The 26,728-nt window shown below is 46.0% G+C and carries 20 protein-coding genes and 1 riboswitch; of the genes, 9 read left to right on the top strand and 11 right to left on the bottom strand.

Features of this window, described 5'->3' with window-relative positions; translation table 11 throughout:
* Positions 1-63: 63 nt before the first annotated feature.
* Positions 64-906 (bottom strand): non-homologous end joining protein Ku, encoded by an 843-nt coding sequence (gene ku, locus ON01_RS13175; protein ID WP_010531529.1) that lies wholly within the window; start codon positions 904-906, stop codon positions 64-66.
* A gap of 98 nt (positions 907-1,004) precedes the next feature.
* Here ku and ON01_RS13170 point away from each other — a divergent pair, with 98 nt between their 5' ends.
* Positions 1,005-2,801 carry a DNA ligase D gene (locus tag ON01_RS13170; protein WP_040912525.1) on the top strand — a complete coding sequence of 599 codons (1,797 nt, stop codon included), beginning with the start codon at positions 1,005-1,007 and terminating at the stop codon, positions 2,799-2,801.
* A 274-nt stretch (positions 2,802-3,075) separates the two neighbouring features.
* Here the strand turns inward: ON01_RS13170 and ON01_RS13165 are convergent, their stop codons facing one another.
* The 5 genes from ON01_RS13165 to ON01_RS13145 form a co-directional block, all read right to left on the bottom strand.
* The gene (locus tag ON01_RS13165) at positions 3,076-4,470 is read right to left on the bottom strand and encodes an L-cystine transporter (protein WP_010531527.1); all 1,395 of its coding nucleotides are present in this window, start codon (positions 4,468-4,470) and stop codon (positions 3,076-3,078) included.
* Between the two features lie 194 nt (positions 4,471-4,664).
* Positions 4,665-5,105 (bottom strand): OsmC family protein, encoded by a 441-nt coding sequence (locus ON01_RS13160; protein ID WP_010531526.1) that lies wholly within the window; start codon positions 5,103-5,105, stop codon positions 4,665-4,667.
* Between the two features lie 255 nt (positions 5,106-5,360).
* Positions 5,361-5,720 (bottom strand): DUF488 domain-containing protein, encoded by a 360-nt coding sequence (locus ON01_RS13155; protein WP_010531525.1) that lies wholly within the window; start codon positions 5,718-5,720, stop codon positions 5,361-5,363.
* Positions 5,721-5,778: 58 nt separating this feature from the next.
* Positions 5,779-6,567, bottom strand: coding sequence for a TerC family protein (locus tag ON01_RS13150; RefSeq protein ID WP_425357507.1), 789 nt, complete (start codon positions 6,565-6,567; stop codon positions 5,779-5,781).
* A 292-nt stretch (positions 6,568-6,859) separates the two neighbouring features.
* Positions 6,860-8,596, bottom strand: a complete 1,737-nt coding sequence (locus tag ON01_RS13145; RefSeq protein ID WP_029329129.1) for a phospho-sugar mutase — start codon at positions 8,594-8,596, stop codon at positions 6,860-6,862.
* A gap of 197 nt (positions 8,597-8,793) precedes the next feature.
* On the opposite strand from ON01_RS13145, the gene ON01_RS13140 reads away from it, so the two are divergent.
* Positions 8,794-9,876: an AI-2E family transporter gene (locus tag ON01_RS13140; RefSeq protein WP_010531522.1), complete on the top strand. Its 1,083-nt coding sequence runs from the start codon at positions 8,794-8,796 to the stop codon at positions 9,874-9,876.
* Between the two features lie 89 nt (positions 9,877-9,965).
* Complete coding sequence (locus ON01_RS13135) at positions 9,966-10,145, top strand: SE1832 family protein (protein ID WP_010531521.1); 180 nt, start codon at positions 9,966-9,968, stop codon at positions 10,143-10,145.
* 130 nt (positions 10,146-10,275) lie between these two features.
* Here the strand turns inward: ON01_RS13135 and ON01_RS13130 are convergent, their stop codons facing one another.
* Positions 10,276-12,138 (bottom strand): cation:proton antiporter, encoded by a 1,863-nt coding sequence (locus ON01_RS13130; RefSeq protein ID WP_010531520.1) that lies wholly within the window; start codon positions 12,136-12,138, stop codon positions 10,276-10,278.
* 530 nt (positions 12,139-12,668) lie between these two features.
* Here ON01_RS13130 and brnQ point away from each other — a divergent pair.
* Complete coding sequence (gene brnQ / locus ON01_RS13125; RefSeq protein ID WP_010531519.1) at positions 12,669-13,964, top strand: branched-chain amino acid transport system II carrier protein; 1,296 nt, start codon at positions 12,669-12,671, stop codon at positions 13,962-13,964.
* A gap of 152 nt (positions 13,965-14,116) precedes the next feature.
* On the top strand, positions 14,117-16,261 hold the full coding sequence (recQ, locus tag ON01_RS13120) for a DNA helicase RecQ (RefSeq protein WP_010531518.1): 2,145 nt from the start codon (positions 14,117-14,119) through the stop codon (positions 16,259-16,261).
* Between the two features lie 348 nt (positions 16,262-16,609).
* Here recQ and ON01_RS13110 read toward each other — a convergent pair whose 3' ends face one another.
* Positions 16,610-17,854 carry an aminopeptidase gene (locus ON01_RS13110; RefSeq protein WP_010531516.1) on the bottom strand — a complete coding sequence of 415 codons (1,245 nt, stop codon included), beginning with the start codon at positions 17,852-17,854 and terminating at the stop codon, positions 16,610-16,612.
* A 407-nt stretch (positions 17,855-18,261) separates the two neighbouring features.
* On the opposite strand from ON01_RS13110, the gene ON01_RS13105 reads away from it, so the two are divergent.
* On the top strand, positions 18,262-18,591 hold the full coding sequence (locus tag ON01_RS13105) for a winged helix-turn-helix transcriptional regulator (protein WP_010531515.1): 330 nt from the start codon (positions 18,262-18,264) through the stop codon (positions 18,589-18,591).
* A 611-nt stretch (positions 18,592-19,202) separates the two neighbouring features.
* On the opposite strand, the gene ON01_RS13100 is transcribed toward ON01_RS13105, so the two are convergent.
* Complete coding sequence (locus ON01_RS13100; RefSeq protein WP_010531514.1) at positions 19,203-19,724, bottom strand: acyl-CoA thioesterase; 522 nt, start codon at positions 19,722-19,724, stop codon at positions 19,203-19,205.
* A 50-nt stretch (positions 19,725-19,774) separates the two neighbouring features.
* A complete protein-coding gene (gene cls / locus ON01_RS13095; RefSeq protein ID WP_010531513.1) occupies positions 19,775-21,217 on the bottom strand; it encodes a cardiolipin synthase in 1,443 nt (480 codons plus the stop codon).
* A 157-nt stretch (positions 21,218-21,374) separates the two neighbouring features.
* Between cls and ON01_RS13090 the strand changes: the two genes are divergently transcribed.
* Entirely contained in the window at positions 21,375-21,935 is a 561-nt protein-coding gene (locus ON01_RS13090) for a Rossmann-fold NAD(P)-binding domain-containing protein (RefSeq protein WP_010531512.1), read from the top strand.
* Here the strand turns inward: ON01_RS13090 and megL are convergent.
* Positions 21,930-23,114, bottom strand: coding sequence for a methionine gamma-lyase (gene megL / locus ON01_RS13085; RefSeq protein ID WP_010531511.1), 1,185 nt, complete (start codon positions 23,112-23,114; stop codon positions 21,930-21,932). The genes ON01_RS13090 and megL overlap by 6 nt on opposite strands.
* A gap of 564 nt (positions 23,115-23,678) precedes the next feature.
* On the opposite strand from megL, the gene rarD reads away from it, so the two are divergent.
* Positions 23,679-24,581, top strand: coding sequence for an EamA family transporter RarD (rarD, locus tag ON01_RS13080; RefSeq protein ID WP_010531510.1), 903 nt, complete (start codon positions 23,679-23,681; stop codon positions 24,579-24,581).
* Between the two features lie 63 nt (positions 24,582-24,644).
* A riboswitch (SAM riboswitch) is annotated at positions 24,645-24,762 on the top strand.
* A 120-nt stretch (positions 24,763-24,882) separates the two neighbouring features.
* Positions 24,883-26,646, top strand: coding sequence for a PLP-dependent aspartate aminotransferase family protein (locus ON01_RS13075; RefSeq protein WP_010531509.1), 1,764 nt, complete (start codon positions 24,883-24,885; stop codon positions 26,644-26,646).
* Positions 26,647-26,728: the final 82 nt, after the last annotated feature.

Raw genomic sequence — 26,728 nt, 5'->3', positions numbered from 1 at the left:
ACCGAGTTACGCCAGGTAAACGTCATTTGTTAGTAAATCGTAAATGGAATGAAAAGAATGTCATTATTTTGCCACTTTCTTCTTCTCTTTTGGTGAGGTAGCTGATTTTTGTTTTGTCTTTGGCTTCTTGTCTTTCTGGGCACGGTTAAGCGATTCCTGAAGGGCGTCCATAAGATTCGTGACATTGTCCGGCTGCGGTTTCTCGGTCGTTGTGGTCACTTCATCCCCTTCTTTCTTCGCCTCAATCAGTTCCATTAAGGCCGTGCGGTATTCGTCGTGGTATTTATCCGGATCGAATTCAGCTGTCATCTGATCGATAAGCATTTTCGCCGTATCGAGCTCTTTTTCTGCATTGTCGGTTTCTGCCGGAACATTCGGAACATCTTTGACATCACGCACCTCATCCGGATAGTGAATCGTTTCGACAACGAGCGTATTCTGATAAATCCTGATGACGGCAAGCTGCTCCTTTGAGCGGATCATCATTTTGGCAATTCCAATTTTACCGGTATCTTCAAGTGCTGAACGGAGAAGGCCGTAAGATTTTGCTCCGCCTTCATTCGGTGAGAGGTAATAGCTTTTCTCAAAATAAATTGGATCAATTTCGTCCAAGCTGACAAAATCCATTATTTCAACAGCTTTATCCGCCTGTTCTTTCTTTAAATTCTTCAATTCCTCATCATCAAGCACGACAAATTTATTTTTGGCATATTCATACGCTTTAACAATCTCATCATTTTCAACTTCACGGTCACAGTTCGGGCACACTTTTTGATATTTGACCGGTGTCTCGCATTCCTTATGCAGATTCCGCAGTTTTATATCTTTGTTTTCAGTTGCGGCGTGCATTTTCACCGGGATGTTAACGAGCCCGAAACTGATGGTTCCTTTCCACATCGTGTGCATGAAAAAGCCTCCTTTTTACGTATAGTTTGGCAATTGATGCGTGAATTTATCCTTTCATGTGAGGCATTTTATAGAGAGAGGTGGTTGAGGTGACATTAATGAAACCAATCGCAAGCAGTGACATTCCGGAAGGTGCAGATTGGGTTTACGAGGTGAAATATGATGGATACCGCTGCGTGCTGTACTGGCATGAAAACGCCATCCAGTTAATCAGCCGTAACGATGTCGATTTGAGTGCGAGTTTCCCCGAAATCATTGAAGAATGCAAGAGTCAGCAATCACGGGTCCGGGATTATCTGCCGCTTGAAATCGACGGAGAACTAGTTGTTATAAATAATGCGTATCAGGCGAATTTTTCGCTGATTCAAAAGCGCGGGCGTTTGCAAAAAAGCGACAGCATTAATGAGGCGGCTGCAGCTCGTCCGGCCAGTTTCATGGCGTTTGATGTGCTCATGTGCAAAGGTACTGAACTTGCTGAATATCCATTTGACCAGCGAAAGCGGAAACTGGCGGATATTTTTGATCATGGAAATCAGCTGGGAGAGCGCCTTCGTTATGTTGGCTATACGGAAAATGCAAACGTGCTTTGGAAGGAATTGTTTGCACATAAAGCGGAAGGGATGGTTGCCAAGCGCAAAAACAGCCGGTATCAGCAAGGCAAAAAACACCATGACTGGTTCAAAATCAAAAACTGGCGGACGATACAAGCGTTTCTGACATTTTATAATCCGAAAAATAATTATTTTACCGCTTGTGTTTACCGGAATCATGATGTCATGGAAATTGGTAAATGCAAGCATGGACTTGATGACGAGACGTTTGCGACATTAAGAAATTTATTTTTAGCTAAGGGGACTGAAGTGGATGAAGGCTATCGCCTCCCGCCGGCCATTTGTGCTGAAATACATACGCTGGATTTGCTGAAGGGTGAGCTGCGTGAACCTGAATTCAAGCAGCTTGTCCCGGAGAAGTCAGCCGCCAATTGCACGCTGAAGCAATTGCAGCTGGATATGGCTATGCTGCCCGAGAGTGTTGAAGCATCAAACACCGATAAAACTTTCTGGCCGGAACCGGGATTGACAAAAGGCGATTTGCTCGTCTATATGCGGGAAATTGCCCCGTACATGCTCCCCTTCTTGTACCAGCATCTGCTTACGGTTATCCGCTGCCCCGATGGCGTGGAAGGTGAATCATTTTTCCAGAAGCATTTACCGGATTATGCACCGACGTTTATCAAAGGTGTTAGGCATGATGATCATGACATGCATTTTGTTTGTAATGACCTTGATTCACTCATGTGGTTTGCCAATCACGGAACGATGGAATATCACATTCCGTTTCAGGCAGTCGGAAATGAACACCCGATTGAAATTGTCTTTGACCTCGATCCACCTGATCGGGAGCATTTTTCGCTTGCTGTGAAAGCCGCGGGGCTGCTGAAGCAAATACTGGATGACCTCCGTCTGATATCATTTGTCAAAACGTCCGGCGGAAAAGGGCTGCAGATTCATATTCCTCTGTCCGCGGGCAGCATGACGTATGAAGAGACGGGGGTATTTACTCAGGCGATTTCCTGGACACTGGAAAAGAGCTACCCGGATTTGTTTACGACAGAGCGATTTAAAAATAAACGCGGTGACCGGCTGTATATTGACTACTTGCAGCACGGGGAAGGTAAAACGATTGTCGCACCATATTCCCCAAGGAAGCGGAGTGACGCGACAGTTGCCGCCCCATTATTCTGGGATGAAGTTAATGATGATTTGCGCCCCGATATGTTTACGACTAATAATGTGGTGGAGCGTATCCAAACCGTTGGATGCCCGTTTGCAGGCTATTTTGCGACAGGCAAAAAGCAGGTGCTGGATGATGTGTTAGCGATGATTCGGGGCTGAGGATTTTCTGCAGTGGTCGAAAATCTGCGAAAGGTGCGCTGTCGCGCGATTTGGTGGCTTCCTCGCGCGATTTGGTGGCTTCCTCGCGCGATTTGGTGGCGTCCTCGCGCAATTTGGTGGCGTCCTCGCGCAATTTGGTGGCGTCCTCGCGCAATTTGGTGGCGTCCTCGCGCAATTTGGTGGCGTCCTCGCGCAATTTGGTATTTTGCGCCTTGGAGCTCGGCGCAAAATACCAAAAAAGCCGCTCTACTTGGAGCGGCTTTTCACTAACCAATTAAACAGCTGTTTCCTGTTCAATGGCTGTCTTGTCATTGTACGTTTGTAAATTGAGCTTTTTCATGACGCGGGACGTCAGTGTGCCTGTCAGCATTGCGTCGTTGACGTTCAATGCAGTGCGGCCCATATCGATTAACGCTTCGATCGATATCAATAAGCCTGCCAAAGCTACTGGAAGCCCCATTGATGAGAGCACAATTAATGCTGCAAACGTTGCGCCGCCGCCGACACCTGCTACGCCAAACGAGCTGATACCGATAATCAGGACAAGCTGAATAATGAATTCCGGTGTGAGCGGATTTATTCCGACGGATGGTGCGATCATAACAGCAAGCATGGCAGGATAAATGCCCGCACAGCCATTTTGTCCGATGGTAGCACCAAATGATGCTGACATGTTGGCGATACCTTGATCAACACCAAGCGAATTCCGTTGTGCCTGAATATTCAATGGGATCGTCCCAGCGCTTGAACGTGACGTGAACGCAAAAGTTAAAACCGGCATAACTTTTTTCAAATAAGTCATTGGATTGAGGCCAAATACGCCAACCAGCAGCAGATGGATAATGAACATGGCAATCAGTGCTCCATAAGATGCAATCACAAATTTACCAAGTTCCACAATTCCCGCTACATCAGTCGTTGCTACTGTCGTCGCCATCAGTGCGAGTATGCCGAATGGCGTCAGGCGCAGAATCAATGTTACGATGCGCATCACGACGGCGAATATAGCATTGACACCTTTTGTGAATAATGCTGCTTCATCCGGTTTTTTCCGGCGAAGACCTAAAACGGCAATCCCAACAACCATTGAAAAGATGACAATGGCAATGACCGATGTCGGACGGTCCTGTGTCATATCCTGAAATATATTTGACGGGATGAAGCTCAAAATCTGCTCAGGTATTGTCATTCCTTCTACATCTCCAAGCTGTGATTCCATTACTGAACCGCGTTCCTGTTCAGCCTGGCCCGCTTCAATTTCACTTGCATCCAAATTAAATACCGCTGCAGTGCCAATACCCACAAGTGCTGCTACCATTGCGGTCGACACAAGAAATCCGATAATCCAGCCGGACATCTTTCCAAGATCAGATGACTTTTCCAAATTAATAATAGACTGAATGATGGAAACCATCACAAGCGGTACAACAATCATCATCAATAATTGGACATAGCCGCTACCCACAATATCATACCATGCAGTCGTCTGGGTCATTACTTCTGAACCTGTCCCGTAGATTGCCTGCAGGACTGCACCAAGTACAATGCCAAGGCCAAGTCCGGTAAATACCCGCTTACTGAAAGAATAATGCTTCACTTGCATGCGGATTAACAGTCCGACCAGTGCGACAAGCACAGCGACATTCAAAAAAACAAAGAATGTATCCATACGCGTTTTCCCCCTCCTGTTGTTAGGTTATGCGAAAGACGTGGTGTATGACCCACTGACTCCCTGTCGGAAAGAATTATAATCTATTATTCCGATAAAACTAATGTACTTTATTAATATACTAAGATAACCATAACGTGTCAATCATGGTAAACTGCTTCTATGAAAAAAAAGCCCGAGGGAAGCACCCCGGCTCACTTAATATCCGGCTGCAGTTCCAGCGCTACATTACCTTCGATGGCACGGGAGATCATACAGCCCGATTCGGCTTTTTCGATCAATTTATTCAGCATTTTATAGTCCTTGTCTTCAGCATCTTCCTTTAGTGCAACGTATGGTTTATGAATGATTTTTTCATATGTGAAGATACCATCTGTTACATCGACAATCCCTTCAGAATCGAGCGACATCTCCTTGAGCGGGAGATCTCTGCGTTCAATCATGGCCGCGAGTGTTATCAGATAACATGTGGCCGCTGCACCCAGTAACATTTCATCGGGGTTTGTGCCTACTCCCGGTCCATCCATTTCAGGTGGGATGGAAATCTTCGTCTTTAAGTTGCCGGCATCGATCGAACCTGTGGTGTTCCTGCCGCCCGGCCAATCTGCTTTTAAATGAAAATAATGCTGTGCCATTTGATCACCTCGGTCAAACTATAATGTATTGCTGTACCAAGAATAACACCAATCATTAACATCATCTATAAAACTGTTTGTCCAACATTCAGGCACCAAACAAAGCTGTCAATGCAAAATATGTTAGCATCCGCCCATAATGATGAAGTTCACAATTTAGACTGACAATAGGTCTGTACACAGTCAGATCTCCGCAGCAGCAAAACAGCCTAAAAACCCCGCCACCTTCTATGCAGCGGGGATCTGTCTCATGAATTATTGCCTGTCTAGTATTTCCTTCAGCACTCTGGCCTGATTGTGTTCCTTATCCTTAGCCGAAAATAGCAATGTCAGATTTTTATCATGTTCTTTGGTGAGATTTTTTAGTTTCTGTAATTCTTCCTGTTGGTCGCCTTCTTCAAGCTCTTCCTTATATTGTTGCTTGAATTCCTCATATTTATCGGGATCGTGACCGAACCATTTGCGCAAATCATTGGACGGGCCGATTTCCTTCAGCCAATGATCGAGTTGCGCTTTTTCCTTGGACATACCGCGTGGCCATACCCGATCGACCAGCACACGAACACCATCATGTTGATCCGCTTCATCATAAACCCGTTTCAAATTTACCGGCATTATCTTATCACTCCTTCATAACAATCATCTTTCCAGCCGAAAGACAGTTTGGCGTATGTTACGAATGATCATGCTGCGGCGTTTTTTCAGTTATCTTGTCAGATGCAAACCATCCGGTAATGGCAATTATCACAAGAACAGAATAGAATATAATCTTCCATACTGTTGAATGTGGGAAGGCATGCGGAATCAAGGCGATCTCCTCATGTGCCAGCACAATCAGCGAAAGTTTTACGCCTACCCATCCGACGATGACAAATGCCGCTATTTCCAAACCAGGCCGCTTGTTTAACAGTTCCACAAAAATGTTTGCGGCAAACCGCATAATAATCAGACCGATCATCCCGCCAGCGAAGACGACGGCAAATTGAGCACCATCAAGGCTGCCAACCTCAGGCCAAGCTGTCTCCGGCAGTGCTACAGCAAGGGCAACGGCAGCTAAAATGGAATCGACTGCAAATGCCAGATCGGCAAACTCCACCTTAACAACAGTCATCCAGAAGCCGCTGCCAGCCTTTTCCGCCTTTCCTTCTTCTATATCATCGTCTTCTTTATTGGTGAATTTGTCATATAAGTTTTTACCCGATATGCCTAACAGATAGAGCGCTCCAAGAGCTTGTACCTGCCACACATCAACGAGAAATGAAATGACAAACAATGAACCGAACCGCAATATAAACGCACCAGCCAGCCCGTAAAAGAGTGCTCTCTTACGCTTTTCCGGCGGAAGGTGTTTCACCATGATAGCGAGCACCAGCGCATTATCCGCAGCCAGGAGGCCCTCCAGCCCGACCAGTACGACAAGCACCCACAAATATTCAACCAACAGTTGTGCTTCCACTGTCATCTCCCCTTCATGAAAAATGGCCCCACCAGCAGGCAAGGACCATAAAAAAGACCCTTACCGTCAGTGGTAAAGGTCTCGCTAACAACGTTTGTTGCCAATTAAGCCGGAGATTATCCATCTCGAAATGACGACGTTAATTGTGCAGCTACTCCCCTTCAGGAATATTCCATTTTCCGTTTATTTTCTATATCTATTAAACCGCTTATCCCACGAAATGTCAATACTGAATCATGGTGAGTGTCTGCAATCAAAATGATAAGGGAAATGTCTCATAGCCCCTTATTCTTTCAATCTAATCGTTATGAATGTTATTGATGACGTCTTCCATATCATGTTTCAGGCTGGCGAGGCGTTCTTGACTTTCCTGTTTGCCTGGTTCGCACACACCATAATAACATTTGATTTTCGGTTCGGTTCCTGACGGGCGCAGGCAAATCCAGCTGTCGTTTTCCAGAATGTATTTCACGACATTTTCCTGTGGCAGTTCTATCGTCTCCGTCCGGTTCGTGCCGATTGCAGTCCGTTCACCTGCCAAATAATCCTCAACATACTTAACCTGCAGGCCTCCAACCTCTGTTAAGGGTTCTTTCCGGATTGTCTCCATAATGGAAGCTATTTTTTCTGCGCCCTCTTTTCCTTTTAACGTCAGTGAGGACATGTCCTCCAGATGATAGCCATATTTTTCATAGAGGTCGTGCAGCACATCGAAAAGTGTCTTGCCCTGTTTCTTCCAATAATAAGCCATTTCACAGGCAAGAACGGCCGCCTGGACAGCATCTTTATCCCGGGTAAAATCGCTGACCAAATAGCCGTAGCTTTCCTCATAACCGAAAACGAATGTCTCACCAGTTGATTCAAATTGCCGGATTTTTTCACCGATATATTTAAATCCTGTCAGTGTATCAATTGTTTCAACACCATAATTGCCAGCAATTTTTCGTCCAAGTTCGGATGTGACAATTGTTTTTATCAGCCGGGCATCTCCCGGCAAAGCGGGATCGCTATGGTTCAGGATATAATCCAGCATTAATGCGCCAAGCTGATTTCCTGTCAGCACCGTGTATGCGTCGGATGAATCTTTAACGGCTACCCCAAGCCGGTCAGCATCGGGATCTGTCCCGATTAACACATCCGCATTTGTTCGTTTGCCAAGTTCAATCGCCATCGTAAAGGCCTGGTGCTCTTCCGGGTTTGGCGACTCAACGGTTGAAAACTCTGGATCTGCCACAGCCTGTTCCTCTACCACATCTACATGATTAAATTTTAGCTGTTCCAATCCCCTCAATACCAGGTCATGAGCTGTGCCATGCAACGGTGTAAAAACAATCTGTAAATCTTTATCCTGCTGCCGCTCACCAGCATCCAGCCTGGATATTCCTGCCAGCTGTTCCAAATAGGCATTGTCAGCTTCCAAGCCAATCCAGTTAAGCATTTTCTGTTCTTCCAGCTCGTCTTGCTCAAGATAAGAAACTGTCAATTCATCTTCAGTTTCCTGGATATAATCGATGATGTCACTCGCTTCCTCAGGTATAATCTGTCCGCCATCTTCATTGTATACCTTGAAACCATTGTATTCCGGCGGGTTATGGCTTGCCGTTATCATAACACCGGCAGCGGTTCCCAGATATCTTACGGCAAACGAGAGCAACGGCGTCGGATGAATGGTATCAAACACATATGACTTAACCCCGTGCGCCCCAAGCACCTTTGCCGTCTCAAGTGCAAATTCCTGTGACTTATATCTGGAGTCATAAGCAACAGCAACCCCTCGCTCGTGTACATCCTCAACGTAGTCCTGCAAATAATTGGCCAGTCCATTAACAGCCTTCCTGACAGTATAAATGTTCATCCGGTTAGTCCCCGGACCGAGTTCGCCGCGCATACCACCAGTTCCAAAGGTCAATTCAGTATAAAATGCATCTTCCAATTTTTTTTGGTTATCAGCTAGCATATCCAGTTCCTGTTTCAGATCCGGATTCAACCTTTCAAATGAACGCCATTTCTCGTATACATTTTCCCAGTGACTCATTGCGTCCTCACCCTTTTCGACATCAATCTTTAATAGGCATTCTATCATACTTTTGGCCTGTCTTCTATTTTCCATGTTTACACATGTGTCGTACTGGTAAAAATATAAAAATAGCTTTCTATTAATCTTGAGAACGGTTAGAATAGATTTATGAAGTTGTTCAAAAGTGATCTTACACAGGAAAGTTGTGATGATAGTTGATTCAAAAACGCTGGTTCCAGACGCTGATTTTGTTTATTCTTGTATTTCTGCTGATTTTGCTCATAAAGGCAGCTAACTTCATTTTCGATCCAATCTTCCAATACGTAGGTGCCGTCGCTTTTCCAATCATCGGTGCAGGGTTGCTTTTTTACATAACCCGGCCCCTGATGCATTTATTGGAAAAACTGCGGCTGCACAGGATATTGGCAATCACGGGCGTGTTTATCATTTTAGTCGTTGCCCTGTTCATAGTCTCCAGATATATTTTCCCGATTTTGCAAAGTCAATTTTCCACCCTGATCAACAATATACCGGGATGGGTTTCAGCTGTAGAGGATTTTATTGATTATTGGCAGGACAACCAAAATTCCATCCCGCCCGAAGTGAATGAAACGATTAACAACATCACTTCGAACCTGCAATCCTATATTGAATCGACCATGTCTTTCATTTTTGGATTCATCGGCGAGTTTATCAGTATTCTATTTGCTTTGGTGCTGATACCGTTTTTCCTGTTTTTCATGTTGAAGGACGGGGAAAAGTTTGTTCCGTTTATTACGCAGTTTTTTGAAAAAAAGAAAGCAGCCAACATCCGGTCGCTTTTATATAAAATTGATGAGACCTTAACATCTTACATTCAGGGACAGCTGATTGTCGCGCTTTGCATCGGTGTTCTGTTGTATATCGGCTATTCGATTATCAACCTGAACTATGCCCTGACACTGGCAATCTTCGGTATGGTGATCTGCGTCATCCCGTTTATCGGTCCGTATCTGGCGGTAACACCGGCCATTATAGTCGGAGTCTTTCAGGACCCGCTCATGCCAGTGTGGATAGCCATCGTTATGATTGTTGCCCAGCAGATTGAGGGTAACTTGGTATCACCAAACGTGATGGGCAAAGCGCTGCACCTGCACCCATTGACGGTCATCACAATTGTGCTTGCCGCTGGAAGTATCGGAGGCCTGCTAGGGATGCTGTTTGCAATCCCATTATACGCGGTGGTTAAAACGATTATCAGTCACTTTTACCACACCTATCAGGATGCGCAAAAGGATGAGGAGGATGCATTGATTTAATGGCGGGTCTTATGGTAAAAGGCAGCGTGCACAACCCCCTTGTTTTGTAAAGGGAATCTCAGCTAAACTGTTAGGTGGGAGTGATAATCATGACAAAATCGCAAATCGAAGCGGAAATGGCAGAACTGAAATCGGATTATATACGGATTCAGGGCGACGTGGAAAAAGCCACCTCGTTTGGCGTCAATACATCGGCCGGCGAAAGAAAATTAATTGAAATCGAGGAGCGGCTGGCTGAATTGAACAAAAAAATGGATGAGATGGATTAGAATTTAACGGGGTGCCTGTGATGGACATCCCGTTTTTATTTCTGGGGGGAAGCGCTCGCGCCCATGTTTGACGGTCTCAAGCTGAAGCTGCCACTAAAAAAGACTGCCCTATCCGGACAGCCTTCTCTTGTCATTGTTTACTTTTTCCATTTCCATTGCTCCGCTGGTTCTCCAGACGTCTCTGGATTTTCTGCTTTTCCTTAACCGGCGGTGTCAGACTAACGACCGTATCACCAGGTTCCGGTGTCACCCGCAATTCTTCCGAGTAATACTTCATTATGCCTGATGGCTTCATAATATAAAGCAATACAGTATTTTCGTCTTTCTCATTTAAGTATTGTTTATAGCTGTATTGATTGGTGATGTTCGTCTGACGGAAAATATAATTCTGTCTGGTTTTCTCATTCAGATCTGCCAAGGATAGATCCTGTCTGAACAAAATCCTGCCCCCGACTTTATTGACGATATCGCCCATGCCATTCAGATCGTGGCGATATGGACTCACCTTAAATACATTTGTCCTGCCATACTCCGGCATGAATGTTGTACAGACAAGAGCGTTGTATGAATTATACTCAGTTGCAGCAATCATATAGTCGTAAGGGATCGTGTCCAGATGATATTCTGTCTGTTCCGACAACATTTCCCCGTGATAGAATGGGATTCCTGCTTCACGGGCTTTCCGCAGTCTTTCCCAGGATGTATCGACAATGATGACTGGTGCCTTTGCTTTTTGCAGCGATCGTGCCAGGTTCACCGTGAAATTATTGCTCCCGACAATTAGGGTTCCCGGCCTGCCTTCCATGGAAAGATGCAGCTTGTTGGCAAGCCAGCCGATCGAAAACCCATGCGCAACAACGGTCGTAAACACAAGTGCGAACGTAATTGTTGTAATAAGTGTCGCATCCGCATATCCCCCCTCGCTCAATATTGAAGCGAAGTATCCGGAAACCGTGAGCGCCACAATACCCCTTGGGGCAATCCAGCTCAGCAGTATTTTTTCATTTAAAGCCAGGTCCGTTCCGATGGTTGACAGGAAAATGGACAAAGGTCGGACAATGAGCATCATAAGCAGTACGTAGCCTATAATATTCGGGTCTAATACTTTCAGCAGTGTCTCCATGTCCAGTGACGCTGTCAGCATAATAAAGATTGCCGAGATCAGCAAGAGCGACACGTTTTCCTTGAAATGGCGCATGTCTGCAACTGAACTGATTCCCATATTGGCCAGGGTCATCCCCATGGACGTCACAGCTAAAAGCCCCGTTTCATGGACAATTTCATCTGCAAGCGTAAAACAGGCGATGACAACAATGAACACGGCAGGTGATTTCAGGAATTCCGGAATATGCCCCGTTTCGAACATCCAGCCGATCCCTTTGCCGCACCCCCAGCCCAATATAACGGCAAAAAGGGATGCCGCAAAGAATATGAGCAGTTGTGAACCATCCGGGCTGCTTGCAGTCAGAAACGTGATAATTTCAAAAGCAAAAACAGCAAGCAGTGCACCGATCGGATCGACAATAATCCCTTCCCATTTAAGGATTTTAGCAGGGCGCGGCTTCAGTTTTGACTGTCGCAGGAGCGGCATGATGACAGTAGGTCCTGTCACAATAAACAACCCGCCGATGACAAATGCGGCGGCCCAATTGAGACCTGCAATATAATGGGCTGTCAGAGATCCGAGGATCCATGCCAAAAATGCACCGATCGTTGAAATCCGGAACACGGGCCTTCCAAGACCCCGGATTTCTTTGAAGCTCAAATTCAGACTGCCTTCAAAAAGAATGATGGCAACTGCAACAGATATGATTGGATTATATAAATCCCCAAAGTCTTCCTCAGGGTTCATAAGTCCCAGAACAGGCCCTGCCAGTAAACCGGTAATGGACATGATAACAATTGCCGGCAGTCTGTACCGCCAGGCAACCCATTGAGAACCTATCCCAAGGAGACCGACTAACATAACTTCAAACAAAAGAGATGGAACCATAACTGTCCCCCCTTAAATATATACTTTCCATAAATAGCCGTAATATCAAGTGAATTTGTAATCAGTGGAATGTTACTCCCTTATTCCCAGATGAGCGAACCGGACCTTTGCAGCCTGTTGAATCCCGCTTGACTTATATGGTATCGATAACTTACTGCCTGTTAAAATAAAAGCGGCGATCTACAGAAGACTTCCGCCGCCTGCAGGGGAATGAGCAGTCCTTATAGGCGTGATCTCCGCCCCTTCCACTTGACTTCGTTTCGTATAATTTGTAAAGAAATACTGCCAGTTAGTGTAGGTAAAGTTATTTTAAATGGGCAGAAAGTAAATGTAAACAATTAAATATTAAAAAATGGCTGCCTTGTCTTAAACGGCCCACACAAAAACGTCATACATAACGTCTGAAACACATTGACAAGTTATAATCTGCCTTGTTAGACTATCTTTGTTTTATGGCAATTAAATTATTTTAGCCCATATTTTCTGACTTTTTAATCTTTTGTGTCTAATAATAGAAGGGAAAAATCATTATGAACAAAGACTCTATCATCATCGGTTTTATGTTATTTGCACTATTTTTTGGTGCAGGTAACCTGATTTATCCGCCGACTTTAGGAATCGAGTCCGGAACGTCCTTTTGGTCGGCAATTGCCGGTTTTGTCATTACTGGTGTCGGTCTCCCTGTGCTTGCGGTCGCTGCCGTTTCGTTTGTCAAAAACGATGCAAGAGAACTCGCTGACCGTGTACACCCATTATTCGGCTTAGTGTTCACGTCAGTGGTGTACCTTGCGATCGGGCCATTTTTCGGCATCCCCCGTGCAGCCACTGTCGCATTTGAAATGAGCATGGAACCATTTACAAGTGGATCGGCATTGATATTATTCCTGTTTACGACGATCTTTTTCGTGCTTGTCTATGCAGTAAGCAGAAATCCGTCAAAAATGGTTGGCCGGATTGGCCAGTTCTTAACACCTTTGTTAGTACTTACGATTATCATCCTTTGCGTCGGAGGATTCTTACTGCTTAATTCTGTACCGGAAGCTCCTGGTCAGAAATATATGCAATCCCCATTTTTCACCGGCTTTGTTGAAGGCTATCTGACAATGGATGCGATTGCAGCACTTGCGTTTGGCATCATCGTCGTAGGCGCCTTCAAAGACCGCGGCATTTCTTCGAGCAAAGGACTGGTTAAATCAACATTGAAAGCCGGAATGATTGCAGGCGTCGGGCTGATAACTGTCTACACATCCATTGGCTGGATTGGTTCACGGATGGCATCTGAAGGCAGCTTTTCCAACGGCGGGGCTATTCTGTCAGGCGCGGCTGATTTGATGTTTGGAACATTTGGCGCGCTTTTGCTGGGAGTTATTGTTGCTTTGGCGTGTTTTACAACATCAGTCGGTCTTGTCGTGGCATGCGGCCAGTTTTTCCATAAGCTGAGCGGTGTTTCATATCAATGGATTATTACATTGGTCACGTTCGCCAGCTACCTGATTGCCAACCAGGGACTGAATACCATTATAAGCGTATCCGTGCCCGTCCTGACGTTTATTTATCCGATAGCGATTGTGCTAATCATTCTGACGTTTTTGCATAAATCATTTGGCGGAGCTCAGGCTGTGTACCGGGGCGCTATACTGCTCACAGCTGTTACGGCGTTGTATGATGGTCTTGCGGCGTTCGGCCTCAAAATGCCTGCCATTACATCGATCATGGAATACCTACCCTTTTTCTCACTTGGACTTGGATGGGTTGTTCCGGCGATCGTTGGCGGGTTAACCGGGTATTTGTTCAAAAAGCCAGCAGCACCGCCCTCAAACGCTTAACGCTTTTGGCTTCAGAATTTTTTCGGCTTCTTTACCTCTAAAATATGTTAGGATAGTAAAGGTGGAAAAGCATCCCCCGCTTACAACACTCACTAAGCGGGGGATTACTTGACCGTTACAAGTGGGGGTAAAAGGCAAAGGAGAGTCGAACCATGAGAAATGCTGAGCAAATGCTGCAGACATATTTTGGCTATGATACATTTCGTGCCGGCCAGAAACAGACAATCGACAGCATCACGAATGGCAGAAATACACTGGCAGTTATGCCGACGGGCGGCGGCAAATCACTGTGCTACCAGATTCCCGGCATGACGATGGACGGTGTTGCCATCATTATTTCCCCGCTTATCTCACTTATGAAAGACCAGGTGGATGCGCTGCAGGCATTAGGGATTCCGGCCACCTACATAAATAGCTCGCTCACAGCCGCCGAACAGCAATCACGCCTCCGCGACATCGAAGCGGGCAGCTGCAAGTTTGTTTATGTCGCACCGGAGCGTTTTGAATCGTCTATGTTTATCTCCGCGATACGGCGAATTCGTATTGCGTTAGTGGCATTTGATGAAGCACACTGCATCTCCCAATGGGGGCACGACTTCAGACCAAGCTACAGATCGATCATCCCCAACTTAAAACAACTTCCGGATATTCCGGTTACTGTGGCGTTAACAGCAACTGCTACCGAAGAAGTGATGGCTGATATTCAGTCACTGTTGCATATCAACAATCAGAACGTTATCAAGACCGGCTTTGAACGGGAAAACCTTTCCTTCCATGTCGTAAAAGGTAAAGATAAAGCAACATATATCCGTTCATTTATGAAGGAACATCAGGATGAATCCGGCATTATTTATACAGCAACACGCAAACAAGCTGATACTCTGCACGAACAATTAACTAAGCGGGGGTACCCCGCGGCCAAATACCATGCCGGGCTTACAAAGGGCGAAAAGAAACATGCTCAGGCGTCGTTCATCCATGATGAAAAAGCCGTCATGATCGCGACAAACGCGTTCGGCATGGGCATTGATAAAAGCAACGTCAGGTTTATCATTCATTACGCCATGCCGATGACGATTGAAGCATACTATCAAGAAGCAGGCAGAGCCGGACGCGACGGCGAGCATAGTGATTGCATTCTGCTGTTCTCCCCGCAGGATGTCCAGCTGCAAAAATTTCTGATCGAACAATCATTAATTGATGAACATGCCAAACAAAATGAGTACCGGAAACTGCAGGCAATGATCAACTATTGTCATACACATGGCTGTCTAACGTCGTATATTCTAGAATACTTTAATGACGAGGGGTCTGCCGGAAGCACTTGCGGACGTTGCAGCAATTGCCTTTACCGTCAGGAACGGATTGACATCACAGAAGAAGCACAAATGATTTTGTCTTGTGTCAAACGGATGGGTGAACGGTTTGGGGTAAGCATGACAGCTAAAGTGCTTAAAGGGTCCAAGGATAGCCGTTTGCATCAATTTCGCCTGCACACGCTCTCCACTTATGGCATTCTGTCTGCCTATACAGAAAAAGAACTCACGGAACGGATTCAGTTTTTGGTTGCCGAACAATTACTCGCAACACAGGACGGCAAATTCCCGACATTAAGGCTCAACCACCATTCAGTTGATGTCCTGAAGGGGAAGCAACCTGTCTGGATGTATACAGCCCCGATACCATCAAATGAAACTGCAGATTATCAGGAGGAGCTGTTTGTTTCTTTGCGCGAATTACGGAAACAAATGGCGGACGAACAAGGTGTGCCGCCATATGTACTGTTTTCAGATGCCACATTAAAAGAACTGAGCCGCTATTTTCCCGAAACAAAAGAGGATATGCTGTCCATTAAAGGAGTCGGTGAAAAGAAATACGATCAGTACGGTGAAGCATTCCTGGTGGCTGTTAAAGACTGGCTAAGAGAAAACCCCGACGTATCCAGGCCTGTTAAAATAGCCGGTGCTCCTCCTGTTTCCCAAAAGAAAGAACAAGCTGATGACCGCCCGAGCCACCTGATCAGTTATACGATGTTCCAGTCGGGCAAATCGATAAAAGATATCGCCCTCATCCGCGATCTGACACCGCAGACCATCGAAGGGCATATTTTTAAGGCGTTCAAAGACGGACACCCGCTGGCATGGGAAATATTTTTCAATCGAGAAGAGGAATCGGCTATTCTGGCTGCACGGGATGAACTTGAAGATTTACGATTGAAACCTTTGAAAGAGTCATTACCGGATGAATACGCTTATGTGAAAATTAAAGCTGTCCTAGTGAAGAATGGGCTGATGTAAAACGTATAAGAGGGAAAAAAGGTGTCAGATTTATTGTTAGAACCTGACACCTTTTTAGTTAAGGATGCAGACTAGTATTAGGATGCATCACGCGATCTGGGCCCCAATCGCCGGGTGTTTTCGTGTGTTGCTCGCACGTATCGGTGCTGTTCTCGCACAAGTTTGGGCTGTTCTCGCACGAGTTTGTGTCATTCCTGCACGAGTTTTCGCTGTTCTCGCACAAGTTTGTGCCATTCCTGCACGAGTTTTCGCTGTTCTCGCACAAGTTTGTGCCATTCCTGCACCAGTTTCCGCTGCCCTCGCACAAGTTTGTGTCACTCACTAGCTATGCGATTACGGCTCATCCAATTAGTCTCCTTTCACGTTCAGCGCCCATGTGCCATTCCGAAACACCGCTTCTGTCGTGCCGTCTTCCAGAACGCCATCAATATCCAGATTTTCAGAGCCAATCATGAAATCGACGTGTGTCAGGCTGTCATTCACACCGTGCTTATCAAGCTCCTGATCGTCCATTGCCGCACCGCCTTCCAAATTGGTTGGATAGGCTTTTCCCAATGCGATGTGGCATGATGCATTTTCATCGAACAGGGTATTGTAAAAAATCAGCCCTGACTGGGAGACAGGTGATTCATGCGGTACAAGTGCCACCTCACCAAGACGGCTTGCACCCTCGTCTGTTTCCAGCAGATGCTTAAGTGTCTCTTCACCCTGCTCAGCTTTATAGTCGACCACTTTGCCATCCTTGAACGTCAGGCTGAAGTTATCGATCAGACTGCCGCCATAGTTGAGTGGCTTTGTGCTTGCTACTGTGCCGTTCACATGATACTTATGCGGCAGCGAAAAAACCTCTTCGGTCGGCATATTCGGATTAAACGTCGTTCCCTGTTCGGAAACCGCTGAACCGCCTTTCCAGATGTGGCCTTGTGGAAGCCCGATTTCGAGATCCGTTCCGGGTGCTTTATAAATCAGCTTCGTATACTTTTTACGATTCAAGATTTCACGTGCCGTTTTCAGTGTTTCATTATGGGCATCCCACGCTGCAATTGGGTCAGCCTGATCAACACGGACAATTTTAACGATAGCATCCCATAAACTAGCCACCGCGTTCTCACGTGATTTATCCGGAAAAACTTTTTGTGCCCAGTCACCAGTCGGGATTGAGATAATTGACCATGTAATCCTGTCGTTCATCGTGTATTGGCGAAAGTTCTTCATGGCCTGTGCCGACGCCTTATTCGCCATCGCAACCCGTGAGGAATCAATATCTTTTAACAAATCGGGGTTGGTTGAGCGAATCGAAAGCACGGCTGCCCCGTCTTCAGCATACGATTCATACAGTTTAACCCGCCATTCTGGAAAATCTTCAATGACCTCATCAGGTGCATTCTCATATTTCAGCAAGGTCAGCTCATCATCCGCCCAATTGATATGTACATCCTTGGCTCCCAGTTCATACGCCTTTCGTGCCACGATCCGGGTGAAATCCGCTCCCTCTATTGGCGCATTGATCATCAGTGCCTGATTTTTTTGCAGATTGACACCTGTACGCAGCGCCAGTTCCGCATATTTTTCCTTTGTTTTTTGATCTGCCATTACAAAAAACCTCCAAAATGTTGTTTTATGAGGTTGTTCAAAAAGTCCGGTAAAAATGACACATCGAATTTCGGCGTTGGCTTGTTTCTCCGCTCCTTGGAAAGGAAAACCACTTTTCCTGCGTGCGAAGCGGATTCAGGGCAGCTTTCCTTGTGCTCATGTATTTAAATGCATACATTCCGCTTCTCGAAACTACGCCGCCTCGAACTTCTCGATCCTTTTTATCCTCCTTTTTGAACACGCACTTTATGATGTTATTATTTCACAAATGCTATAAATGACCAAATATCTTGAATAAGATCAGTAGGACTGAAAATTGAATTTACCCGAGAGGCTCATTGTGTTATAATCGAATTAGGTTACTTTTCGTAATCATATTATCATTAATCAGAGAGAGGTGAAAGGTCATGGCTGATTTATGTCCGCGCTTTGAAGGTGCAATGGGAATTATCAGTAAACGCTGGGTTGGCTTGATACTGTTTGAACTGTTGAAAGGCGCAAAACGTTTTTCCGAAATGGAAACAGATTTGCCTATAAGTGGACGATTGCTCTCTGATCGACTGAAAATGCTTGAAAAGGAAGGTATTGTTGAACGCAATATATACTCTGAATTTCCAGTCCGCATTGAGTATTGCTTATCCGAAAAAGGAAAGGCTTTGGAACCTGTCATCCAGGAAATCCAAAATTGGGCAGATGAATGGGTATCAGCTGACAATGCTGAAACATCACATGCATGATCTGAGAGCCTGTATGACGGGCTCTTTTTAGTGACAATTCTTATTTAAGCAGCTTGCCATGTTTTCAATGTCATCAGCAAACACTCTGTCCGCTGAGACGATAAGACAACCCCCGCGTGCCCGGTCATAAAATCGCTTCGTCTGTGGAGCCATTTTATCAGTACCCCTGTATTCAACAGCAATTAAGGGAGAAAATCAATCGAAAAGCACAAAAGTTCGATTGAGTACGAGGAATCCTCGCGCGAAATTCAGAGGGTATCGCGCGATTTCGTGACACTCTCGTGCGAAATCCAGAGAGTGTCGCGCGATTTCATGCCACCCTTGCGCGAAATTCGGTGAGCCACGCGCGATTTCATGCAATCCCCGCGCGAAATTCAGAGCGCCCCATGACCTTGTGCCGACTCTACCGAATCAGCTTTGAGTTGCGAGGAGCGTATGCTGTACCGAAATAACTTACAACGCGACGAGCATAAAGCACGCGGAGGCTCACCAGCCGCCCTAAGGTGCGCGAAGTGTATTTCCGAAGTGGTGTTTAAGCTTACAATTTTTCACTAAGTCACATTTCATATCAACCACAAGGTTTAAAGCCCAACGAAATTTACGTTTCCCGCCTAATCCACCTCGTTCCACGGGTAATCGGTGCCAAACGTTGCGGCCATCTCTTTGGAATGCTCCCGGCGTTTTTTTCGTTGGGTCGCGCGTTCAGGTGCGGATTCGTGCAATTGTTTCTCCTGTGCCGAAACAGGATAAACCTGCGGGACAGAAACTGGCTTTCCATCGTCCCCTATTGCTACAAAGGTTGAAAAAGCTGTCGTGCACACTTTCCGACTACCCGTCAGCAAATTTTCAGTCACTGCCTTCACAAATACCTCCATAGATGTATGGTGTGCCCACGTGACATATGCCTCGACACAAATGGAATCCCCTTCTTTGACCGGCGACAGAAAATCAACCGAATCTGTTGATGCCGTTACAACCGGTTTTCGCGCGTGTCTCACAGCCGCAATCGCAGCAACATCATCAATATGAGCCATCAGTTTGCCCCCGAATAACGTTCCATGATTATTGGTATCGGGTGGCAGCACATGTGACGTCTTAACAGCAAGCGAATCTCTGCAAGGTTTCTTATCCATATCATTGCCTCCGTTTCATAAGTTTACTGATATTGTACCCATTTTATCCACTACAATATCGGAGAAATTAATCTTGAAATTGATTCTTTAAATCGTACACCAATTGACCGCTCCCTGTACAATTTTGGGGTCATTTGGGTCGAATGGGCGATGTCGTCAACAAACGCCTCCAAAAGCCTTTCTGACAAGCCTTGATTATACAGGAACGCGTTCACCTCAAAATTCAGGCGGAAACTTCGCACATCAATATTCGCTGTCCCGACTGAGGCAATTTTTCCATCGACAATAATCGTTTTCGCATGGAGGAACCCTTTCTGATATACATAGACTTCGGCCCCTGCTTTCAGCAAATCGCCGATATAGGATAAGGTTGCCCAATAGACGAACGGGTGATCCGGCTTATTCGGAATCATGACTTTCACATCAACACCTGATAACGCAGCAATACGCAGTGCATCCTGGAGGCTGTCATCCGGAATGAAATATGGCGTCTGAATGTACACATATTCCTTTGCCGACATAATCATCTTAATATAGCCATTCTTGATCTGCTCCCAGTCGGAATCCGGCCCACTGGAAACTACCTGCACACCGACATCGCCGTTTTTCCCATAAGCGTAATACCGCTCATCATACACGATATCGTGCCGTGATGCTTGATTCCAGTCCATAATAAACCTGGTCTGCATATTGGCAACTGCATCACCGCATATACGTAAATGGGTGTCGCGCCAGTAGCCAAATTCTTTACTGTCGCCAAGGTATTCATCACCAATATTAAAACCGCCGATATAGCCAATTTTACCGTCAATGATGGAAAGCTTCCGGTGATTGCGGTAATTGATCTTAAAATTGATTTTCGGAATAGTTGACGGAAAAAATGATTCGATTTCAACTCCCGCCCGCCGCATACGGCGAATAAACTTTTTGCTGATGCCTCTTGATCCCATGTCATCGTACAGGACACGTACTTCGACTCCTTGTTTGGCTTTTCGGATCAGCACATCCGCCACACGTTTACCCAGCCGGTCATGGCGTAGGATATAATACAACAAATGAATATGGTCTCCCGCCTGCTCCATATCCTGGATCATTGCATCAAACTTTTCTCTGCCGTCTGTATAAATGTTAACACTGTTATCCTGTGTTAATATCGCATCATCATTGCGCAGATGTAAATAGTACAGGCCTTTGTACTCTGCCAGTTTTGAATTTTTATATTGGAAAGTATCATCTTCCAGCGCACGCAGTTGTTCCTGTACAGCAAATTTCACCCCTAATTTCATTTTTGTATCCCAGGTAAAAATCCGCTGTCCGCTGATCCGCCGCCCAAAAATTAAATACAAAATAAACCCGGCAATAGGTAGAAACAGCAGCACCATCAGCCACGCCCATGTTGCCGAAGCATCTTTCCGCTCCAGAAAAATGATAGCTAACGCCAGGGCTATATTTAAAAAAAGAATGATTCCCAGTAATATTGACCATATCCCCACGTGTAAAACCTCTCTTTTTAAACGTGCCATTTCACCTTATCATAGCATAATTTTCCTTAGTACGTTAATCTGATATTGAATCGCTCCTGAGAAACCATTATCGGGATGACTCGGACCAGTTTTTATTAAAGTGCGTGAACATAAAGGAGGATTTTACGTGACAGCTAAAAAAATTGCTTTGGTCATCGGGGGCTCTGGTATGCTGCGAGGCGTTTCCCGCTGGCTTAATGAAATTGGTTATTCGGTATATATCATCGGCCGTGATAGGCAAAAGTTGCAAGATGTACAGCTTGAATGCAAGCATCCCGAAAGTAGCTGTGGCATATCGGTTGATTATCGCGATAGTGAACAGCTGAAACAACAGGTGAATAGGATCTTGGCGGCTGATGGGCTCCCAGATATCATTGTCAGCTGGATTCACTCGACTGCTCCAAATGCGCTATCCGATATTTTGGACGTCATACAGGATTATCATACAGACAATTCATGGCGCTTATTTCACATTCAGAGCAGCGCCGGTTTTTGGATCAAAGAAAACACGCCCGTACCGGAACTCTGTCTGTACAAGCGTGTTTACCTTGGATTTACTCAGGAAAATAATCAATCAAGATGGCTAACCCACGGCGAAATTTCAGATGGCGTCATTCAGGCAATTGAATCGGATAAAGACGAATCGGTCGTCGGGACAATTGAACCCTGGGATCAGCGGCCATTATAGCTGATCCAGCGCCTGTTCCAGGTCTCCCCAGATGTCTTCCCATTCTTCAAGGCCGACCGATAACCGGATAAGCTGGTCGTTTACCCCCATTTGCTGCCGGGATGCTTCCGGTACGACTGAATGGGTCATTGTTGCAGGGTGCTGAATTAAAGTCTCGGCATCCCCCAGGCTGACGGCAATTTTGATAAAACCGAGATTGTTCAGCATTTTCTGGGCATCCTTCTTTGTCCCCTTGACTTCAAAGGAAATAAGGCCGCCACCTCGTTTCATTTGCTTTTGCCGAATGTGATAATCAGGATGATCACTGTCATCCGGGTAAAGAACACGGCTGACCTTGGGATGCTTGTTTAGTTTCGCGTAAATCTTTTCTGCATTATCACAATGACGGTCAACCCGGATTGGCAAGGTCTTCAACCCTCTGATCAGGAGCCACGCATCAAGCGGTGACATGATACCGCCCATATCCTTTTGTGTCGTCATCTGGACATGATCAAGGAAATCCTTCTTCCCGACAGCAACCCCGGCTATGACATCACCATGTCCGCCAATGTATTTGGTTGCACTGTGAATAACGACATCACATCCTAGTTCAAGCGGGCGCTGGAGATAGGGTGACGCAAATGTGTTATCAACGACAACCGGGATGCCACACTCATGTGCCACCTCGGCAACCATTTGTAGATCAATCAGTTTCATCGTCGGGTTAATCGGTGTCTCAACATAAATGCAGGCCGTTTCCGGGCGGATTAATCCCCGTACCTCATCCTTTGTCTCCATCATCGAAAAATCGTGATCAATATTGTATTTTTCTTTCATCATGCTCACTAAACCAAATGTACACCCGTATAACCCCGCCGAACATAAGATATGATCATTTGCTTTCGTTAGCGCAACCAAAATTGCTGATACAGCCGCCATCCCGGAGGCAAATGCCAGTCCCCGCTCTCCTTTTTCCAGAGCTGCCATTTTCTCCTCGAGAACCGTGACGGTCGGGTTGCCAAGTCTTGAATACATATAACCATCTTCCTCACCGGCAAAACGGCGTTCCCCCTCTTCCGCAGTCTCGAATGTAAACGTGGATGTCTGAAACAGCGGCGCAGTCAGACTTCCCAGTAGATCAGACGGGTCATAGCCGTCATGGATAGCCGATGTATTGAATCGTTTATGATTGTTCGTCATTCATAATCCCCCTGTATAAAGTAAATTTTCATTCAGCGGAGCGCTGCGGGCGCTTTTTCCCGCCGGATAGTCGTTGACCAAAATCAGACCTTTACAGACGGTTACCCCTATTGGCGATGGTCTACTGCCACTTTGTTGTGGGAGAGCTTACTGTCTGTTAAAGGGAAAACTCTTATACTATCATCTTATTGCATTTCCAAGATTTTCGAAAGCGTTTTCGTTTAAAAACGATGGGCGCCAGCTATTGCTTTTTACTAAAATAGATTCTAAACTTAGATTATTTACATAATGAAAAGGCTGTTCAGTTTAGTGCTGAGCGGGTATGTGCTGTAGGAGTTGGGTTCGCAGATTTTGGTGCCTCGCATGAGTTGAGGCGATTTCTGCACGAGCTTGGGCAGTTCTCGCACGAATTAAGGGCATCCCCGCACAAGTTTGGGCGTCCGCTGCACGCATTCCGTGGTTCGTCGCGCGAATTAACCCCACTCCTGCACGTGTTGAGGCATTTCTCACACGGGTGCACCCCAATTCGCCTGTACCAACAACCATTATACAAGGAGGCTTACCATGAATCAGGAAAACAAAGCAGGCATTCTGTATGCAGCTGGAGCTTATTTTTTATGGGGCTTTTTGCCGATTTACTGGAAGCTGCTTAAAGACACACCCCCCGGTGAAATACTTGCCCACCGCATTCTATGGTCGTTCATCTTTATGATCGCTATCGTTCTGGCTGTCCGAAAATGGAGGCCGTTCATTCAGGAGTGCAAAAGAATACTCAGAGACAAGAAGCAATTGCTCGGGATCACGCTTGCTTCCATCGTTATCAGCCTGAACTGGCTCACCTTTATTTGGGCTGTCAATAATGATCATGTCATCCAGTCAAGCCTTGGCTATTACATTAATCCGCTCGTCAGTATTTTACTTGGGATGATCGTGCTGAAAGAAACATTAACAAGGCGGCAGCTGTTTTCATTTATCCTGGCTGGTATTGGTGTCGTCAATCTCACCATCAGTTATGGTGTGTTTCCATGGGTCTCATTAGTGCTGGCATTCAGTTTTGCCATCTACGGACTTCTGAAAAAGACTGTCAACATCAGTGCCATGTTCGGATTGACGATTGAAACCATGATTGTTACACCCATTGCCCTTATTTATTTACTTATCATACCGGACAGCTCCATCGAACCGGACGTCATGTTCACCGCATCCGGACCATTACTGATCGGAGCAGGGGTTGCGACGGCTGTTCCACTGCTACTGTTTGCAACCGGGGCCAAACAGATTCCATTATCAATGGTGGGATTTTTGCAATATATCGCCCCGACCCTGATGCTGATTCTCGGTGTGTTTGTATATGACGAGACGTTTTCCGGCGCCCATCTCATGTCCTTTGCACTTATCTGGATAGCGCTTATTATTTATATGGCTTCCACATACCAAAAACCAAAAAGCCGCCGGGAAAAAATTTAAAAACGGCTTGACTAATAGACTGAACAATGTATATAATGTTCATTAAATTACTAACATTTGAATCTCTTATCAAGAGCGGTGGAGGGATAGGCCCTACGAAGCCCGGCAACCATCGAGGTAAAACACTTTGCCTTGAAAGGTGCTAAATCCTACAGATCAGGCGGGATCTGGAAGATAAGAGGAGGACCGGTTACATAAACAACCCTCTTCTCTTATGAAGGGGGTTGTTGTTTCTTCCCTCCTCCATCCGCCGAGTCTCATTGTTTACAACAATACACCATTTCTTAAGGAGGAATTTATCATGACCAATTTTCATCTGCCCAACCAGGAAACACAGCTGCTTCATGGAGGCCAGGAGCCAGACCCGGCAACAGGTTCACGCGCGGTCCCAATCTATCAGACAACGTCATATGTGTTCCGGGATACTGAACACGCTCAGAGCCTTTTCGGGCTTACCGAGCCAGGCAATATTTATACCCGTATCATGAATCCCACCAACGATGCGTTTGAACAGCGAATTGCTCTGCTTGAAGATGGTGTTGCAGCCGTTGCTACCTCATCCGGTATGGCCGCCATCACCTTATCCATTTTGAATCTTGCCGGAAGCGGCGATGAAATAATTGCTGACAGTAATCTGTACGGCGGCACATACAATCTATTTGCCAACACATTACCCAAATACGGTATTAATGTGAAGCTCGTTGATGGCACAGACCATGAAACGATCCAAAATGCGATTACTAATAAAACCAAAGCGATTTTCGGCGAAATCATTACCAACCCAAGCTTGAACGTCTTGGACCTTGAAGCACTTGCCGGAATTGCACACGATCACGATATCCCCCTTATTATTGACAATACATTTGCAACACCGTATGGGACCAAACCACTTTCATGGGGAGCTGACATTGTCGTCCATTCAGCTACGAAATGGATCGGTGGCCACGGCACCACAATTGGGGGCGTTGTTGTTGATGGTGGACGATTTAACTGGGGCAATGGAAATTTCCCTGGATTTACCGAACCGGATGAAAGCTATAACGGCTTGCGTTATGTAGATGTCGGACCGGCTGCATTTGCCACGAAATTGCGTGTTCAGCTGCTGCGGGATATCGGAGCTTCTTTAAGTCCGCAAAATGCATTCCTGCTGCTGCAAGGGCTTGAAACACTCCATCTTCGCATTGAACGCCATAATCAAAATGCTGAAGTGGTGGCAGACTACTTGAAAAATCATCCGGCCGTGGAATGGGTCAACTTCCCTGGGCTGGCAGAACACCCTTCACACAATTTAGCGAATAAATATTTGCAAAGCGGTTATGGATCCATCATCACATTCGGCATTAAAGGCGGACGTGAGGCAGGCAGGAAATTGATCGACAGCGTTAACCTTTGGTCACATGTTGCCAACGTCGGGGATGCCAAATCACTGATTATACACCCGGCATCCACCACCCACCAACAGCTTGGCGAAGAAGACCTGAAAAAGAGCGGTGTGACAGAAGAGTTGGTCCGTTTGTCAATCGGTCTGGAATCAACTAAAGATACGCTGGCTGACCTTGATCAGGCGATTGCCAAGGCAACCGATGAGGCACCAACCATCGAGCCGACCGAGGAAGATGCTATTAACTGGCTCCTCGCTTCCCCATTTGACCGCGCGGATGGCGGCATACGCCAGAAAACAATTGCAGTATACGGGCTGGATTCACCTGACAGTTCAGTTTACCAAAGCGCAAAACAGCTGCAGCAGCTCGGATTCCAGATTGTTTCGGTTAACTCGCCAGGAAACGCAATTTTAACTGACGAAACATATCAACAATTAAACAGCGTCCCGTTAACAGTCGATGCTGTTCTGACAAATGATCAGGCACTTCCAGCCGACATAGCCGAACAACTGAGCGAGACAAACACCAGCATTGTTTGGGCCGAAAACCTTGTTGCAAACCAGACGCTGGAGAACGTGCAGAGTGCCGGAACAACGGTTGTTTCAGACAAAAATGCGTATGAAGAAGCGATCCGTATCCGGCAAAACGGCGTCCAAAAAACACCTGCAAACGCCCAAGTTTAAGAGCAATTAATAACGTGAAACGTCATTCAGCGGGACACTTTTCCCCACTGACTTATACGATAAAAGTTCGCCCTCAACCGAA

Origin of the sequence: Lentibacillus jeotgali (assembly GCF_000224785.1) — a bacterium.
GTDB lineage: Bacteria > Bacillota > Bacilli > Bacillales > Amphibacillaceae > Lentibacillus > Lentibacillus jeotgali.
This window is presented reverse-complemented; position numbering and strand designations above follow the sequence as displayed.